This is a genomic window from Polynucleobacter brandtiae (genome assembly GCF_002797575.1).
Lineage (GTDB): Bacteria > Pseudomonadota > Gammaproteobacteria > Burkholderiales > Burkholderiaceae > Polynucleobacter > Polynucleobacter brandtiae.
In genome coordinates this window covers 111,514-128,984 of record NZ_PGTX01000004.1, presented here as the reverse complement: position 1 = coordinate 128,984, position 17,471 = coordinate 111,514, and the positions used below count along the sequence as shown (strand labels likewise).

Sequence of the window (17,471 nt, the reverse complement as noted above, 5' to 3'; positions counted from 1 at the left end):
AGATGACATTCTTTTTTGCTCGTAATGGATAATCAAAAAATTACCACCAACACTTAAATCTAAATTTCCTATTCAGCATGAAACTTAGCCCTACCCATAAGCTTCTAGGTCACACTATGGGTGAATGACAATCCTATCAGCGATATCTGCATCAAAATGAGTCTTATCTCCCTCGCCCGCATAAGGCCCCTGCTTAACCTCAATCATTTCAGTATTTTCAAGCATTTCAAAACCATGCCCACCCGATGCCAATAACAAAACGTCGCCAGGCATTAAGATTTTGCTTTCAATGTACTGCTTGCTTTGACTATAAAAGTCAACTCGCACTTTTCCTGATTTAATAAAAAGAACTTCGTTAGTTAAATGAACGGTGCGAGATACTTTATTATGTAGGTGGGGCTTTATAGAATAACCTTGGGGTCGATTCATATAACCCAGTTGCTGAGAATAATCATCTGGGGTCAAAAACTTTATCCCATCTGAGTAATAATTTGTTCGCAATATTATTGCGATCACATCACCAGAACAATTAATTTTTTCTATCATACTTATTTCAATTCTCTAATATCTGTATCAAAGTAGTTATCTCTTAATATCCATGGTAATAGGCTAGGATTCATTTTGACTTGCTCTTGATGAAATAGCCAACCCTGTCTTTCAGCATATTTTGTCATGATTTGTGGACTTCCAGAATTAACAGCGTAGACTTTATCAAGACAAAAATTAATAAGCATCTTTTTAAAATTCGCTTTGAGTGTACGCAATGAATCAAAAAAAGGCTGCGGTGAATTACTTTTTATTAATTTAGATTTATTATTCCTTGACCTTATGTTAGCATATGAATCAGAGACGCCATGGTAAAATGCTCTCTTCTTAAAGTATTCTAGATTTAAACGATCTTGACCACACTGATGAAATACTAAAGCACCTTTTAGATAATCCGCCCTTCTACCCGAATCGCGAACCTTCATAGTTAAGCCAGTCTCCCCATCTCCCTGCCAGCACTGATAATTCTTTGGAACCAAATCTGGGTGGAAGCCGCCCAACTCATAAAGCACACTCTTACGTATTGAGAAATTTAACCCCCAGATATAATTTGGATCGACCCCTTTAACGTCAGATCCAATATCAGATAAGGACAGCCAACTGCACATCCAACCCCCATAGGGCGTGGATGTAAAAAAACTCCAAAACCAACTTGGAATTGAACCATCAAACTTAGGAATACTCGGGCCACCAATCATTACTACATCATCATCCAAGAAACCTTTATGGATGGTATCCAGCCAACCCTCAGAGACCTCAACATCATCATCCAAGAAAATCAATATTTCCCCGTTGGACTCACGCGCCCCTCGATGTCTCGCGGCAGTAAGTCCCGGAGAGGGCTCATGCACATATCTCAGCCTTCCTTGTAGTTCGATACAATGCTGCATCAGAATCTGGGACATTAAAGGATCACTGTTATTATCAACAATAATAAGTTCTGAATTATTTTTTTGTAAATCAAGTCTCAAAATTGATTCTATCGCTTTTATCAAGACGTCAATTCTGCCAGCTGTAGGAATAATAATAGTGGAATTAATCAAAATAGAGCCTAAATATGTGTAATGAAATTACTTTCTAATTGCAAAAATAAGAGTTCTATTGGCCTCTTCTTCAATAATTTCAATTATTTTAAAATTTCTCTCCAATGCAGCAGTAAAGGTTTCTAATGTGTAGTTAGACGGCAATCCAGGATCGGGAACGAGATTATTTTGACCAACCAAACCAAGAGGCATAAATTCTACAAATAAATATTTTTTACATACAGCACCAACCCTTTCTACAACCTGTTCAGCAGAAAATCCCTGTGTAAGCAATAAATGATGGGTTAACGCCATACAAACCGTTATGTCAGCAGCATATCTTACGTATGGGGACTTATCAGAAAGATACCCCATAGGAGACATAAAGTCAAAACAAGCAAAACTAATTTTTTTAGCATTCAAAGTTAATCGAGCGCTATTAAATCCTCGCTCTATGGCACCATCATCTATATCTAAGCAAATATAACTCTTTAATTTGGTTTTTAAAATGAGTAGGTTAATCAAGCTGCCCTGGTTTCCGGCAATATCAACCAAAGATAATGCATCTGGGCACCGCAGATTAATGCTATCTATTAAATGACTAAACCTCTCGCTAGCAATCTCAGCAGAATCGTAATACGTCGACCATTGAGATATCACCTTAGGCGCGCTAATTCTTTTAAGTTTTCTAAAATTAATTTCCAAGCAATTTAGGATGCTCCTAGACATCCAATTAACAATTGGTTTAAAGACGGATATAAAGGTTCTAAGTTTTGGATTTTTAATTGCACTTAACCTTGAGAAAGAAAGCTGAGAAATCTTCCTAAAATTCCCAACTAGTAAGGCATATTTTGAAATTAAAGTATGAGGGATTAACGTGGCAAGTGGAAAGCGAATTAGAGTATATTTTAAACGGTCAAGCGGATATAGGGTTGTTAAGCATAAATTGCCTATCCAATAATTTCCCTTGGACATTAATGTTAGAGGATAAATATATGCCTCCAAAAATGACTCCTGGGGAGCCCAACCCACAGCCCCAGGCTCACTTTTATAAAAACTCCCAAGATCGACATACACAGGAATACAGCCCTTGAATAATATATTCTGGGTGTGACAATCTTTCATATTGTAGCCATAAATCGCTGCTATTTTCGCAGCCTCTAAAACGCATAGAGCTGCCTGATAGAGCATGGAGAATGTCCATTCTGATGGATATATCTCTGGTGATATTGTTTCATGCTTCAGTATTAATCCATATCCAGGCAATCTAAAATCCGTTACCACTGTAATAGGAATAAGATTTGCATCTTGCAAGTGCCCTATAAGACCAGATGAAAACATCTCGAGTACGTGTTGTACATAACCATCATTGATTGCCCGATAAAATTCACCGCAAAAACTAAAGACACGCCCAAGAGGATCAATACTTTGCCGATCTAGGAATTGGACATCAGCTAGGACAAATGTATTATCTAGCACCAGTTTTTCTACACTTATAGTCATATTTGCTTTACCTCTTTTAGGCACCCGTTTTTTATTTCATAGATAAAATTGCAACTCTTGAGAGTTTCAGGCCTATGAGAAACCATAAGAATGGTGACATCATTGTCTATACGATCTAACTCGGCTATTACTGCTCTCTCAGTTTCACTATCCAATGCGCTAGTAGCTTCATCAAGAATGATAAGGTCAGCACCCTTATAAAGGGCTCTCGCAATACCTATTCTCTGACGTTGGCCACCTGATAGCCTAATACCCCGCTCACCCACGCAAGTATCAAATTTATCGGGCAGTGAATTAATGTAGTCTTCAAGTGAGGCTTGTCTAATCACGCGATTCAATCGAATATAGTCAATTTGACTCCCTGAATCAGACATAGCAATATTTTCGGCGATACTACGATCTAATAAAAATATATTTTGAGGAACATGCGCAATATGTCTTTGCCATTGCCTTGAATTAGAAAGATTTATTTTCTCTTCGCCATCAATGTTAATCACTCCGGATGTGGGCTCCAGTAAACCCATTATCAAATCTAAAAATGTGCTCTTCCCAGATCCTGTTACACCTATCAATCCCACACGTGAACCCTTGATTATTTCTAGATTAATATTCTTTAAAACCAAAGGTTGATCAATTGCATAGCGAAATGCTAATCGCTCAATATTAATTGAACGCTTAAAAGAAATATTGCCAATCGATTGAAGTCTGGATGCCTCACTTGGCAAATCTAGCAAGTCAAGGGCCTCAGCAACTGAATGTTGCGCTCCCTGTAGGCTCGACCAAGAGCTAAAAGTTTGCTGCAATAGAGGAAGAAGCCTTTGTGCGCCTAAGGCCATTGCAGCTAATTTAGGAATTAACTCCCCTGCGTTACTATTACCCAAACTCAATGTAAGTGCGACTCCGATCATTACTATTATTGCCATTGCCTCAACGGGATACCTAGGGGCTAGCGAAATAAATAAGGTGCTTGCCTGAGCACGCCTTAGGTTTAAGTCTATTTCACTATGAGTGGCAGCATGAATATTCTGAGTGCCATCGATAATAATTTCGCGAATACCGCCCATACCCTCCTGTAAGGATTGGAGAACTCTATGAGATTCATATGCACAAAATAAACTGTTTCTTTTAAGGCTATTTTTCGTCAATAAGGCTGCACATAAGTAAATTACGCAAAAACCTATGAACGAAATTAATGTAATTGTTGGATCGACTAGAATTAGCGCCCCAAAGATAAAAAGCCCAAGGAAAGTTGCTGAAAGCAGATGAAGTAATGGCAGTGTAGTACCGTATACGATCCCATTAACTTGATTCGTTATGCTGTCTATGACTTTGCTACTGCTACGATTTATATGAAGAGAATACGGCTGATTGAGTATTGCGCGATAAATTCGCTGACCTAAATCAGCCCCTAGATCAAATGAGAAATATGTGGTTGCCCAAGCTAGAATTGTTCTAAAAATAGCTGCCAATAACACCGATAATGCAAAAAAAATTGACGCGACAATCCTAATATCTTGAATATTGGTAGCCGAAATAACATGAAGTGCGCTTGCCGCTATTGACCCCATGAAATTAGAGTTAGGATTAGCTATTAGCGCTAGAAAGGGGACGACCGACCCAATCACTAATATTTCCGAAAATGAACAAAGCACCATGAGCAGAATAAGTGCAATAAACTGTTTCTTTCTAGCGTGAGAAAATGTACGCCATAGACGCACTAGATTAATTGAAATTGTATCGTCACTATTATTCAAGAGGAGATATTCCGATTGGTGCTAAGTTACATGATGACAGCAAAGTCGGCAATTGCATTCTCCAGCTATAACTACTTAAGCACATTTCCCCTAAACTTCTTTTCGCCTTCCATCCCAAAACTTGGAAAGCCATAGATGGGTCCGCAAAAGCAGCAGGCACATCCCCTGGTCGGCGACCAATAATTTCGTAAGGAATTTTTTTTCTAGTTACTCTTTCATACTCAGCAACTACTTCAAGCACGCTATAACCAATCCCCGTACCAAGATTTACGGCGTGACTCCCAACTTTGATAAGGCCTTCAAGTGATGCAATATGCCCTTCAGAAAGGTCAGATATATGAACATAATCTCTAATGCATGTCCCATCTCCAGTTGGGTAATCGCCACCAAAAATATACAGTTTCTGAACTTCGCCACTGGCGACTTGATCAAGATATGGCATTAAATTAGAGGGCAGACCAACAGGAAGTTCGCCGAAATAACCTGAATCATGAGAGCCTACAGGATTAAAATATCTGAGTTTGCCAACTTTCCAACCCTTATTAGAGACGCATACCGACTCAAGTATTTGCTCGCATACTACCTTTGTATGTCCATATGGGTTGTTAAATCCATACGAAAAATCCTCTGATACAGGTAAACGCACAGGATTTCCATAAACGGTACAGCTACTCGAAAAGATTAGATTCCTGACCTTTTCTGCATCCATTGCCGAAAGTAAATTAACAAATTCGCTTACATTATTTTTATAATATGCCAAAGGATTTTTTACTGATTCGCCAACTGCCTTAAATGCTGCAAAATGCATAACCACATCTACTGAATGTTCTTTTAAAATTTGCCTAATTAATGTTTGATTGCCAACATTGCCTTCGTAAAAAAGAATATCTTTTTTAGCAGCAGCTTTAAGAAGAGTTAAAATTTTTGGGTCGCTAGCGCTAAAATTATCAAGCAATATTGGAGTATGGCCAGCATTTAATAATGCTAATGCGGTATGGCTACCAATATATCCAGCACCTCCAGTAAGAAGTATATTCATAATTTTCATTCAAAAAAACGTTAATCTCAACCGCCAAACTTCCTAAAGTACGCAATCGTCTCTTTAAGGCCATCTTCAAGAGTGACCTTAGGCTCCCAACCCAGCTTTACTTTAGCCAAATCAATATTGGGTTGGCGTTGCTTAGGATCATCCGATGGTAAAGCCTGATGAACAATGTTGGATTTACTACCAGTGAGCTTAATTACTATTTCTGCTAATTGCAGAATCGTGAACTCACCTGGATTACCAATATTGACCGGGCCCGTAAAGCCATCCTCCGAATTCATCATTCGCACCATGGCATCGATGAGGTCGTCAACATAACAAAAGCTTCTGGTTTGGTGACCATCACCATAAATAGTGATGTCTTTGCCTTGTAGTGCCTGGACAATGAAATTACTCACTACCCGGCCATCATTGGGATGCATACGTGGGCCGTAGGTATTAAAGATTCGCACGACTTTGATGTCAAGATTGTGTTGGCGGTTGTAATCAAAAAATAGAGTTTCCGCGCAGCGCTTACCCTCGTCATAGCAAGAACGAATACCAATCGGATTTACCTTACCCCAATACTCTTCTGGCTGAGGATGCACTTCTGGATCACCATACACCTCGCTAGTTGAAGCTTGCAAAATGCGAGCACGCGTTCTTTTTGCCAAGCCCAACATATTGATAGCCCCATGCACGCTAGTCTTGGTAGTTTGCACTGGATCATATTGGTAATGCACAGGAGATGCTGGGCAAGCGAGGTTGTAAATTTGGTCCGTTTCTACATAGAGCGGAAAAGTCACATCGTGACGCAGCACCTCTAAGTTAGGATTGCCCAGCAAATGGGATAGGTTGTGCTTGGTGCCGGTAAAGAAATTATCGACCACCAAAACCTCATTACCCTCTTTAAGCAGCCTTTCCGTTAAGTGGGAGCCAAGAAAACCAGCGCCGCCAGTAATGAGAATTTTTTGATGTTTATTGTAGATTTGCATAATATTTATGATCCCTAGGGCTTAATCTCCCCCAAATAAATCGCGCGTGTAAACCTTTGCTGTCACGTCATTTAACTCATCGACTAAACGATTGGAAACAATTAAGTCAGCTCGTTCTTTAAATATATCCAAATCATCCAGGACTTCGGAGTTAAAAAATTCTTTTTGACCTAAGATGGGTTCATACACAATTACTTCAATTCCCTTGGCCTTGAGGCGCTTCATAATTCCCTGAATACTCGAAGCTCGCCAATTGTCTGAGCCTGCTTTCATAATTAAGCGATAAATACCAACTACCTTCGAATTGCGCGCCAAAATATCCTGCACAATAAAGTCTTTGCGCGTTGAGTTCGAATTCACAATGGCTTGCATCAAGTTTTGCGGCACATCTTGATAATTAGCCAATAACTGCTTGGTGTCTTTTGGCAAACAATAGCCGCCATAACCAAAGGAAGGATTGTTGTAATGAGGTCCTACTCGTGGGTCTAAACCAACACCTTCAATAATCTGACGTGTATCCAAACCATGGATGGCGGCATAGGTATCTAATTCATTAAAGTAGGCCACTCGCATCGCTAAGTACGTATTAGCAAAAAGTTTGATCGCCTCAGCTTCCGTTGGATTGGTAAAAAGCGTTGGAACATCTTTCTTAATCGCACCTTCTTGCAGTAAATCCGCAAAGACTTTGGCACGCTCTGACTGCTCACCCACCACAATGCGTGAGGGGTGTAAGTTATCGTAAAGCGCTCTACCTTCACGCAAAAACTCTGGTGAAAAAATAATGTTTTGATAATTGAGTTTCTTGCGCAGTTGCTCTACATATCCCACTGGAATAGTCGATTTAATCACCATCACTGCATTGGGATTGATTACCATGACATCACGCGCTACTGCTTCAATATATCCGGTATTAAAGTAGTTCGTTACTTCATCGTAATCTGTAGGTGTAGCAATAATGACAAAATCAGCCCCCACATAGGCCTCTTCTTTATTTAAAGTGGCCTTTAAATTTAAGGGCTTGGTTTTGAGATACTCCTCAATCTCGACATCTGCAATTGGTGACGCTCGACGATTTAGCAAATCTACTCGCTGCGGAACGATATCTAAAGAAACCACTTCATGATGTTGAGAGAGCAAGATTGCATTGGATAATCCCACATAACCGGTTCCGACAACTGCGATCTTCATGAAGACTTTCTTTTGTTGATAAGCGCCTAAGCTACTTGTTTTTGAATTGATTGAATTGCTTGCGCCCGCTAATGCCCGCTCTCGACCAGTATCCTGAGTAACAGTTCCGCCCCATTTAAACGCAGATCCTTGCTTGATTTTTATACTCACCCTGGTCTTGATGTTCATTTATGGGTTACAAGTTCAGAGGCAGGCTTTTTAAGCCCCCCCCCCCCCAATTGAGACTTCTTAACCCTTGAATCCTTAGCTGCGGACTCAATTTCTTGGCGTAATTCTTCATATTCGGCCATCTTACGCTGTAAAAAATGAGCCGTCAGTGCTGCTTTGCTTTTAATGCCCTTGGGGGTTAATAAGTAAGCGTAACCCAATTTTTTCTGACTGTGGCTAAAGTTTCCCATTTTGACCAAACCTTTACCCACTAACGCTTTCACACAATAGTGAGCCTTGCCCAAGCTCACACCTAAGACGCAGGCTAACTGGCGCTGAGTGAGCTCAGGATTTGACTCAATGGCGCGCAACACTTGAAGTTGGATCTCTCCAGGGGACATGTTTATTGGCTACCGTTTGGTAGTTTTAATGAAAACTGGCTATACATGAAATAATTCTAACATTTATAGTCTTCTTGTTCAAAAAAAGAACGCCTCCATCGTAAGCTAGACCATTACCCACATTAGCAATAACCCCTAATAACCTTTAAGTTCATTAAAAGTAAAAAATGGTAAACACCGTTAAAAATCAGTGCAGTCAGCCAAAAAAAGGGGTCGAGCCACAAAAATACCATCAGGGAGGGATTATTTTCGGAAAAATGCAACCTTCTTGAGCTATTTTTCTATAGGCGAGGCTTGCCCAGAATCTTCAAAGTATTTTTTGCGCCAAGTGGGGTATTCATGAACCATATCCGCATTTTTCACATATTTAAGGACGCTTTGCGGTAAGCCCCAGCCACCACGTTGCATAACCTGCAAAAGTGATGCCCCTGTTCTCAATAACTCTTGCGCAGCCCCAACCCTAGTCGAGTGACTCGTTAATTCAGCTACCAGTGCCTCATCAAATCCTGCTTTTCTAGCTAGGCGTTTATATGTTCGATTAATTGCGCCTGGTCCGTAAGCTTCCATCATTACCTGACCACCACGCCTTATACCCCTCAAAATTGGCCCCTCTTTAATTTGCGCAGCCTCGAGCCAAATCTGTACATCTACCCACACTTCAGGAGGAAGATATATCCATCTGCCCCGTCTTAAGGTATCCATCTTGCTTGCTCGTTGATGTAGCAGCACAGATCCATCTTCGTTATGCTTAATGTCTTGTGCTAATAGCTCCACTAATTCGTGACGGCGACATAGACTGGAATAACCTAACTGCAAAAGCGCCCTATCGCGCTTGCCAAGAATATCATCGCCTGTTGCATTCATTAAATCTTCAAATAAATTTCTATTTAAACCGTAAGCTTGCTTGTTAAGTCGTCCATTTTTTCTAGCCATGCGTCGTAATGCGAGTTGCACATCAACATCATGGGCGGGGTTAGAAAAGCGGCAAAATTTATGAATTGACGCAATTGCACTAACTTTGCGCTTAATAAAGTTCACACTGCAGCCCCTTTCGACGTTTTTGTCTATAAACAAGGCTAGCGCCTCATAGCTTGCCGGCAAAGGCGGCAACTCTCGTTCATTACAAAATCGAATAAATTCTAGAAAATCAGCCTTATAAGCACGTAAAGTATTTGGTGAATAGGCGCCATCGATCTTTCTTAAAACTCCTGCAAGAATAATTTCTGGGGGTTCGGCCGATAAATCCATAATAAATTTTCCTATCTAAATTAAGGTTATTTGATTAATCGAAAATATTAGTTATTTCCTCATAAACACATATTTGCTTTAGATAAATAAATAGTCAACTTAATACAGATTGCCTGGGAGATAAAAATGTCAAATTTACAGCGATGAAGTTAAATTAGCCCAACTGAGTAAGATGCTCGTTGATTAACGTTGCAACCCAAGCACTTAATAGTTACTACATAGTTTTAATTATGTACAACATAACCTAAGGATGCGACTCTTAACGGGCTAAATTAATTTATTCGGGGCATAAATAGATATATTTGCAAAGCTTAAATATGGTTTTAAATATTTTCAGTCAACTAACCCAGATTGTTGGCGCCTGTAAGTTATGACATAACGATAAAACATGAGACACCAAGTACAGATGGTTTTACCCTGATTTTATTTTGGATCTCTTTGATAAGTCATTTTTAATTTTTTGGAGCTATGATTAATACGAAAACTTGCTAATCTTTCAACAACAGAAATACCACTATCCTCATCATGTGAATATTTTATTCATGAGCTCAAATCTCGCATAATCAAGATTAATGAAAATACCTGACAATCTCGAAATCATACAAAGAGAACCTATGCTGTACGACGATCAACACATCCAATGAACCCCAAAAAATCCTCAACGCAACTCATCTTAGAACTAACTCAAGCTTTTGCACGCCTCCCAATACTGGACGAGCGCCACGAATATCTTGATCGATATATTGGATTTTTAGCCCAGCAAATGAGCGGGGTTGTTCATCTACCCTTTCCCAATAATTTTATTAAAAAGCCTGCTGTAGTCAACGTTGAATTACAACGCCTGCTGAGCAAAACTACCGATTTAGAGCATTACCTCACGCAAATTCATCAAAGCACGATTTTGGCAATTCCTGGTAAATCTGCCAGAAGTGATCTGCGATCGGCCTGCCAGAAAATGATTGCCACCATTCATGACGCCCTGGAATCACTACACGACAATAATGATGGACAGCAACCAAACACGGGAGGCCGCCCCGCAAAATTTAGGGCTCTTGACCTAGCTAAGAGTTTGGCTGGCAACTATCGTCAACTAACTGCTAAACCGCCAACTATTCAGGTCGACTCCATATTAGAAGGGCATCCAGCGAGCAGTGATTTTTTAAGGCTGGTGACGGATGTCTTTGGAATACTCGAGGTTGAAGGTAGCCCCGAGCATTTTGCAAAACGTGCCATAGAAGAGTTTCATAAGCAAAAGGAGAAAACCCCACCCTAATCACAGGGGGTTACCTCCTTTAGACATGGCTTAATTTTTTCCGTACAAAGGTTCCTTAATTTCCCAAAAAAGGAGCCTTTATGAAATCCGCTTTACCAAACACCAGCTTTAAATTACCCAGCGAATTACAAGCCGATCCGCGCAATGCTCGGATTCATAGCAAACAGCAGATACGTCAGATTGCCAAAAGCATTCAGGCCTTTGGCTTTAATGTCCCTATACTGATTGATGCCAGTCATCAAATACTTTGCGGCCACGGCCGAGTCGAAGCTGCCAAGCTTTTAGACCTGCCGCAAATTCCGGTCATTACACTCGATCACCTTACCAAAGAGCAAGCCAAAGCCTTTGCGATTGCCGATAACCGCCTAACCGAAAATGCCTCCTGGGACGAAGCGCTATTAGGGGAAATTTTCTTAGAACTCAGTAATTTGGATTTGAGCTTTAACCTAGAAGACACTGGTTTTTCGATGGGAGAGATTGATCTACATATTTCCGGCTTTGAGAGTCTTACTGCTGCTTCTGCAGAAGATACACTCCCGCCAGTACCCACCAAACCAGTCAGTGCGCTAGGCGATCTGTGGCTTTTAGGTAAGCATCGGCTGATCTGCGGCTCAGCGTTAGAAGAAACCACATTTGAAAGGCTTATGGCGGGCAAAAAAGCAGGTCTCATTTTTACCGATCCACCCTTTAATGTACCCATTGAAGGACACGTGAGTGGCAGGCGAAATAATAAAAGCAATCAAAGCGATGATGGCAAAAAGTTAATGGCACAGATCACTCAGCCCAAACATCCCGAATTTGCGATGGCCAGTGGCGAGATGAGCTCTAGTGAATTCACCCAGTTTTTAGAGCGCTCACTAAACTTACTGGCGAGCCATAGCAAAGCAGGTTCAATTCATTATGTGTGTATGGACTGGCGTCATCTTCCAGAGATTCATACGGCAGGCTTGAGTGCCTATACAGAGCTCAAGAACATCTGCGTCTGGGTCAAAGATAAAGGCGGCATGGGATCACTATATCGCAGTCAACATGAGCTTATCTTGGTGTTTAAAAATGGTAAAAGTCCTCACCGCAATAATGTCGAGCTGGGCAAACATGGGCGCTATCGCACCAATGTGTGGCAGTACGCAGGTGCCAACACATTGACTCGCCAAGGTCATGAAGGCGACCTCTTAGCAATGCACCCAACTGTTAAGCCGATTAATCTCGTTGTAGATGCGATTTTGGATTGCTCGGCACGCGGCGAGTTTGTTCTCGATCCCTTTTTGGGTAGCGGCACCACACTTCTTGCGAGTGAGCGCACGGGTCGTATTTGCTATGGAGTAGAGCTCTCTCCAGCGTACGTGGATCTCGCGATTACCCGCTGGCAAGAAATTACTGGGCAAGCCGCTATCCACGCAGCATCAAATAAACGCTTTGAGGAGCGTATGAAAGCTAATGCAGTAACTGAAGCATTGGAAGCCAAAGCGAAAGCAAGTCATGTCTAAACCCGATCAATTCAATAATGCTAACAATGTTAACAATGCTGCCTACCGCGTGGGGTATCGTAGCCCACCCAAAAAAACCCAATTTAAAAAGGGTAAGAGCGGCAATCCCAAGGGGCGTCCGACAGGTTCGCGCAGCTTACAAACTATTTTGGTTGAGGAGCTCAAGTCTACTATCACCATTAATGAAAACGGGCGAAGCAAAACAGTCAAAAAAGGTGAAGTAATTGCCAAGCAGATGGTCAATAAAGCGATGGCGGGAGACCACAGGGCCGCTAACCTTGTACTAGGCGTATCACAGCAGCACGAATATCAAGAGGCTCTCAAGGCTCCCTCAGTCATTGAAACCCTTCCACAAGAAGATCGCCAAGTGATGCAAAACTTAATGCGGCGCTTACAAGGCCAACTCCCTACCCCAACTGCAGAACCTGAGAAGAAAGGCTTTTCATGAATGACACCACCATCCAAATAACGCAACAAGAATATCGCACCATCATACGTAATGACTTTGTCACTTTTACCGAGCGCGCCTTTTATGAGCTCAACCCTCAAACGCAATTGCTACTGGCGCCCTATATTTACTTAATTGGGACGCATTTAGAAAATTGCCGCACTGGTATAACTAAGCGCCTGATTATTAATTTGCCGCCGCGTTACCTCAAGTCCCACTGCGCTTCGGTCTGCATGCCTGCCTGGCTACTAGCGCATGATCCTTCGGCGCGCATTATCTGCGCCTCGTATGGTCAAGACCTAGCCGATAACCTAGCACTAGAGTCTCGCAAACTCATGCAAAGTACTTTTTATCAAACCCTCTTTGCTACAAGGCTCGATCCTAGAAAGATGGCGGTCAATGACTTTATGACTACCAAAGGAGGCGGCCGTATGGCTACTTCCGTAGGAGGCGTATTAACTGGTCGCGGAGCCGATTTTATTATCTTAGACGATCCCATGAAACCCGATGATGCCCTCTCTCAAACCCGGCGCCAATCTGTCAATGATTGGTATGACAACACCCTACTGAGTCGCTTAAACGATAAAAAGAACGGCTGTATTATTTTGATCATGCAGCGCTTACATCAAGATGATTTAGTCGGTCATGCGCTAGAACATGGAAATTGGACGGTACTCAATCTTCCGGCCATCGCCGAGCAAGACGAACTATTTGAGATTACCGATTTACTAGGTACCCGCTCTTGGCAACGCCAGGAAGGTGAGCCCTTGCATTCTGAGCGTGAAACAATTGAGATGCTCAAGGCAACCAAAGCGCGAATTGGAAACTTCAATTTCTCCAGTCAATATCAACAAAACCCCAGCCCAGTTGGTGGATCGATTATTAAATCGAACTGGATCATGCGTTATGACAAGGAGCAGCCTTTGCCTGAAGGCATATCCATGACAATCCAAAGCTGGGATACCGCTCATAAAGCCGGTGATCTGAACGACTACAGCGTATGCGTAACCGTAATGATGATTGAGGAGCACTACTATATTTTAGATGTCCATCGCGAGAAACTAGACTACCCCACCCTTAAAAAGCGGGTGATTGAAAAAGCAGAGCAATTTGAGCCTCGTCCGATTGTGATCGAGGATAAATCCTCGGGCACCTCTTTGATCCAAGAACTTCAGCAAATGTATCGCTACAAAATTGTGCCCTACGTACCTCCAGCGGGTACCGATAAAGTGATGCGTCTACATGCGGTGTCTGATCTTTTTGAGGCTGGCCTGGTGTACTTACCCAATCAGGCGCCTTGGTTAGAAGCCTTTGAGCATGAGCTCTTAACCTTTCCTGGAACGCGCTATGACGATCAAGTCGATGCCACATCGCAAGCTTTAGCGCACTTGCGTCAAAGGGGTAATCGCGCCATGATGATATGGGCCAAATTAGCAGACTAAGACTAACAAGGCACTTTGCTATGACCTCAAACACCGTCCATAGCCATACCTACAAGTCAAGTAAATAAGTTTGGGTTTAGGGGCTAATTGACTTGATCTTGTGGCTCTTCAGAGCGTTACTGGTGTTGTTATTTCAATAGGGAAATATCAACACCAGGAGCCTTTATGCGAGTTGTATTATCAAAAACTACCAAACCAATACTCAAGCTGCCAACACCAAAAGTCATCACTCCTGAGATGGCGCAACCTCAGAAAAAGGTTGCCGCCAAATCTCTTAAGAAGGCAGTGGTTACATCAGCGGCATCCTCAGCTCCATCATCAATCACACCCCCTCGCTTGCTAAAGCCGACCAAACAATCCCAATGTATTGATTTACTGAGCCAGCCTCAAGGCTCAAGCCTAGAGGAGCTAATGCACACTCTTGGATGGCAAGCCCACTCGATCCGGGGGTATATCAGCGGAACCTTACGTAAAAAATTAGGACTCCATATAGTGCGGCACACAGTAGATGGCATCTATATGTATCAAATTACCCAATCCAAAATATGAAAGCAGCCCTACAAGAACTGCAAGCGATGAGCCGCGCAGAACTGGCTAAAGAATGGCAGGTGCTCTTTGAAGTGCCTGCCCCACACCTTGCTAGAGAAAATATTTTGCGCGGTGCCATCGCTTGGCAAATTCAAGCCAAAGCGATGGGAGGATTATCCGGTAGTGAAAAACGCCAGTTGCAATCCGGTAAACCCATCTCCATCAATCAACCCGCTATTGGCTCACGCCTGATTCGGGTCTGGAAAGATCAAACTCATCAAGTCACCGTTCTGGCTGATGGGTACTTACATGAGGATCAAATCTATAAGAGCTTATCGGCGATTGCTAAAGCGATTACCGGGACCGCCTGGTCAGGACCCGTGTTCTTTGGCTTGAAAAAATAGATGGCTAGCAAAATAAATACGGGTAGTTTGCGATGCGCCATCTATACCCGTAAATCTTCCGAAGAGGGACTCGAGCAAGGGTTTAACTCGCTTGATGCCCAAAGAGAAGCGTGCGAGGCCTTTATTAAGAGTCAGCAGCATGAAGGCTGGAAACTGATTCCGACCTTTTATGATGATGGGGGATATTCAGGTGGCAATATGGATCGCCCTGGTCTGGCGCAACTTCTTTTAGACATTGATCAAAAGAAGGTACAAGTCGTCGTTGTCTATAAAGTCGATCGCCTAACAAGGTCGCTAGCGGACTTTGCCAAGATTGTGGAACAGTTTGATGCCAAGGGGGTTTCCTTTGTATCCGTAACCCAGCAATTTAATACTACGTCCTCCATGGGGCGATTAACGCTCAATGTTCTTCTGTCCTTTGCGCAGTTTGAGAGAGAGGTCACGGGTGAGCGCATTCGGGACAAGATTGCCGCTTCTAAAGCGAAGGGAATGTGGATGGGTGGTACTCCGCATATGGGTTATGTGGCCAAAGATCGCACTTTAGCTATTCATGAAGAGCAGGCTAATTTAGTACGCCATATTTACGATCGGTATCTGATTCTTAAAAATGTTCGCACCCTTAAATACGAATTAGATGCCCAGGGGATCACCACCCCACTACGTATCACCTCTACTGAACGCACCTTTGGAGGCAAAGCGTTCTCCCGCGGGCATTTCTATAAAATTCTGACCAACCCCGTCTACATTGGCAAGATTGCTCACATTGACAAGATTTATGAAGGTCAACATCCAGCCATTATTGACATGGGGACTTGGGATGCCACTCAAGAACAGTTGCTTAGCAATCGCCAAAGTGAGTACAAGCGTAAATCAGCGCCATCCGATAGTTTGCTCTTAGGTCTAGTAGTAGATGAGCAAGGCCACCGGCTCGTGCCATCACATAGCCAAAAGAAAAGTAAGCGCTATCGTTACTATGTATCGGAGCCCTTGATCACCAATTGCAGACAAGCAGCTCCAGAGGGTATTCGCATCCCAGCTCAAGAACTTGAAACCTTAGTGATCAATCAACTGCAAAATTGGCTTACTGATGAGACCAGTATCTTAGATTTTTTGCAGCCAGAGTCAAACCAAGTTCAGACACTCATTCGATCCATCCATGAGCATCTTGAATTGGTCAAGCAAGAAGGTAAAGAGCGTTATGAATTGATTCATCGATTGGCAAGTGGAGTCAGAGTGCTTCCAGATGAAATCCAAATAACAATCAAGCCACATGTTCTTCTTAAGGAGGAACCGAATCATATGACTAATAAAGTGACCACTAAAGCATCCGAACTGATTATCACCACCCAAGCCAAGATTGAGCGCTGCGGATTTGGTATGAAATTATTAGTGGGTAACCAATCTCAGAGACAGTCAGCAGATGCAGTATTAGTGGCATCGATTCAAAAGGGGCAAGCTTGGTTAGAACAACTGACCTCTGGAAAAGCTAAATCTCTCGCAGAGATTGCAAAAGCTGAGCGTGTAACAACGCCTTACATCACCAACACTATCCATCGCGCCTTCTTGGCTCCAGATATTGTCAGAGCAATCTTAAATGGCCAGCAACCCCATACACTTACAGCTAACTCCTTAAAACAATTACTTCCACTACCTCATGATTGGGATGAGCAGCGCAAGATACTGGGCATCAATTAGCCCAAAGCCAGCCCTAAGTGAACCGTCAAAAAGACGTTCTGAGAGAAAGCTGGGAATGAGGCAAAAATATAGGATTAAACCAACCGTAGAGAGATTTAGAAATGCAAAAGCCCCGCTGTTGGCGGGGCTCCTGCGGTATTTTGCGCTGAGAGGCAAATTACTAAGACTACTTGGCGGAGCAATCACGACGCGAACCCGCAGTATCGAGCTAGATTCCCACCTTTACATTATAGCTCCTAATGCCTACATAGTCAAATTTTATTGTTTAAAAACAATAGCTTATGGATATTTTCACAATCACAAATTCTCTCCCGTAGACAGGTATTGACTTGGTAATGCAATTGCATTACCATTTACCTTATGAAT

Annotated in this window: 16 protein-coding genes; 7 read left to right on the top strand and 9 right to left on the bottom strand. The window is 42.3% G+C overall.

Translation table 11 applies throughout. The features are described 5' to 3' along the window. Window positions 1-114: 114 nt before the first annotated feature. The 9 genes from B0G85_RS08685 to B0G85_RS08645 form a co-directional block, all read right to left on the bottom strand. A complete protein-coding gene (locus B0G85_RS08685) occupies window positions 115-546 on the bottom strand; it encodes a hypothetical protein (RefSeq protein WP_100380065.1) in 432 nt (143 codons plus the stop codon). Window positions 547-548: 2 nt separating this feature from the next. Continuing rightward, complete coding sequence (locus tag B0G85_RS08680) at window positions 549-1,589, bottom strand: glycosyltransferase family 2 protein (RefSeq protein WP_157799304.1); 1,041 nt, start codon at window positions 1,587-1,589, stop codon at window positions 549-551. A gap of 27 nt (window positions 1,590-1,616) precedes the next feature. Next, a complete protein-coding gene (locus B0G85_RS08675; protein WP_100380063.1) occupies window positions 1,617-3,071 on the bottom strand; it encodes a hypothetical protein in 1,455 nt (484 codons plus the stop codon). Continuing rightward, a complete protein-coding gene (locus B0G85_RS08670; RefSeq protein WP_157799303.1) occupies window positions 3,068-4,825 on the bottom strand; it encodes an ABC transporter ATP-binding protein in 1,758 nt (585 codons plus the stop codon). The genes B0G85_RS08675 and B0G85_RS08670 overlap by 4 nt, the downstream gene beginning before the upstream one ends. Then, a complete protein-coding gene (galE, locus tag B0G85_RS08665; protein WP_100380087.1) occupies window positions 4,818-5,864 on the bottom strand; it encodes a UDP-glucose 4-epimerase GalE in 1,047 nt (348 codons plus the stop codon). Before galE ends, B0G85_RS08670 begins: the two co-directional genes overlap by 8 nt. Window positions 5,865-5,890: 26 nt before the next feature. After that, window positions 5,891-6,844 carry a UDP-glucuronic acid decarboxylase family protein gene (locus B0G85_RS08660; RefSeq protein ID WP_100380061.1) on the bottom strand — a complete coding sequence of 318 codons (954 nt, stop codon included), beginning with the start codon at window positions 6,842-6,844 and terminating at the stop codon, window positions 5,891-5,893. 21 nt (window positions 6,845-6,865) lie between these two features. Next, entirely contained in the window at window positions 6,866-8,032 is a 1,167-nt protein-coding gene (locus B0G85_RS08655) for a nucleotide sugar dehydrogenase (RefSeq protein ID WP_100380086.1), read from the bottom strand. 164 nt (window positions 8,033-8,196) lie between these two features. After that, the gene (locus B0G85_RS08650) at window positions 8,197-8,580 is read right to left on the bottom strand and encodes a MarR family EPS-associated transcriptional regulator (RefSeq protein WP_100380060.1); all 384 of its coding nucleotides are present in this window, start codon (window positions 8,578-8,580) and stop codon (window positions 8,197-8,199) included. Window positions 8,581-8,853: 273 nt separating this feature from the next. Continuing rightward, complete coding sequence (locus B0G85_RS08645; RefSeq protein ID WP_100380059.1) at window positions 8,854-9,828, bottom strand: tyrosine-type recombinase/integrase; 975 nt, start codon at window positions 9,826-9,828, stop codon at window positions 8,854-8,856. Between the two features lie 640 nt (window positions 9,829-10,468). Here B0G85_RS08645 and B0G85_RS08640 point away from each other — a divergent pair. From B0G85_RS08640 to B0G85_RS08610, 7 genes are all read left to right on the top strand, one after another. After that, the gene (locus B0G85_RS08640) at window positions 10,469-11,101 is read left to right on the top strand and encodes a hypothetical protein (protein ID WP_100380058.1); all 633 of its coding nucleotides are present in this window, start codon (window positions 10,469-10,471) and stop codon (window positions 11,099-11,101) included. 80 nt (window positions 11,102-11,181) lie between these two features. Beyond that, window positions 11,182-12,588, top strand: coding sequence for a site-specific DNA-methyltransferase (locus B0G85_RS08635; protein ID WP_100380057.1), 1,407 nt, complete (start codon window positions 11,182-11,184; stop codon window positions 12,586-12,588). Further along, window positions 12,581-13,036, top strand: coding sequence for a DUF5681 domain-containing protein (locus tag B0G85_RS08630; protein ID WP_100380056.1), 456 nt, complete (start codon window positions 12,581-12,583; stop codon window positions 13,034-13,036). Before B0G85_RS08635 ends, B0G85_RS08630 begins: the two co-directional genes overlap by 8 nt. Next, a complete protein-coding gene (gene terL, locus B0G85_RS08625; protein WP_100380055.1) occupies window positions 13,033-14,478 on the top strand; it encodes a phage terminase large subunit in 1,446 nt (481 codons plus the stop codon). The genes B0G85_RS08630 and terL overlap by 4 nt, the downstream gene beginning before the upstream one ends. A gap of 165 nt (window positions 14,479-14,643) precedes the next feature. Next, window positions 14,644-15,027, top strand: a complete 384-nt coding sequence (locus tag B0G85_RS08620; protein WP_232726003.1) for a DUF3489 domain-containing protein — start codon at window positions 14,644-14,646, stop codon at window positions 15,025-15,027. Continuing rightward, window positions 15,024-15,410: a DUF2924 domain-containing protein gene (locus B0G85_RS08615; protein ID WP_100380054.1), complete on the top strand. Its 387-nt coding sequence runs from the start codon at window positions 15,024-15,026 to the stop codon at window positions 15,408-15,410. Before B0G85_RS08620 ends, B0G85_RS08615 begins: the two co-directional genes overlap by 4 nt. Further along, window positions 15,411-17,105: a recombinase family protein gene (locus B0G85_RS08610; RefSeq protein ID WP_100380053.1), complete on the top strand. Its 1,695-nt coding sequence runs from the start codon at window positions 15,411-15,413 to the stop codon at window positions 17,103-17,105. Window positions 17,106-17,471 lie beyond the last annotated feature (366 nt).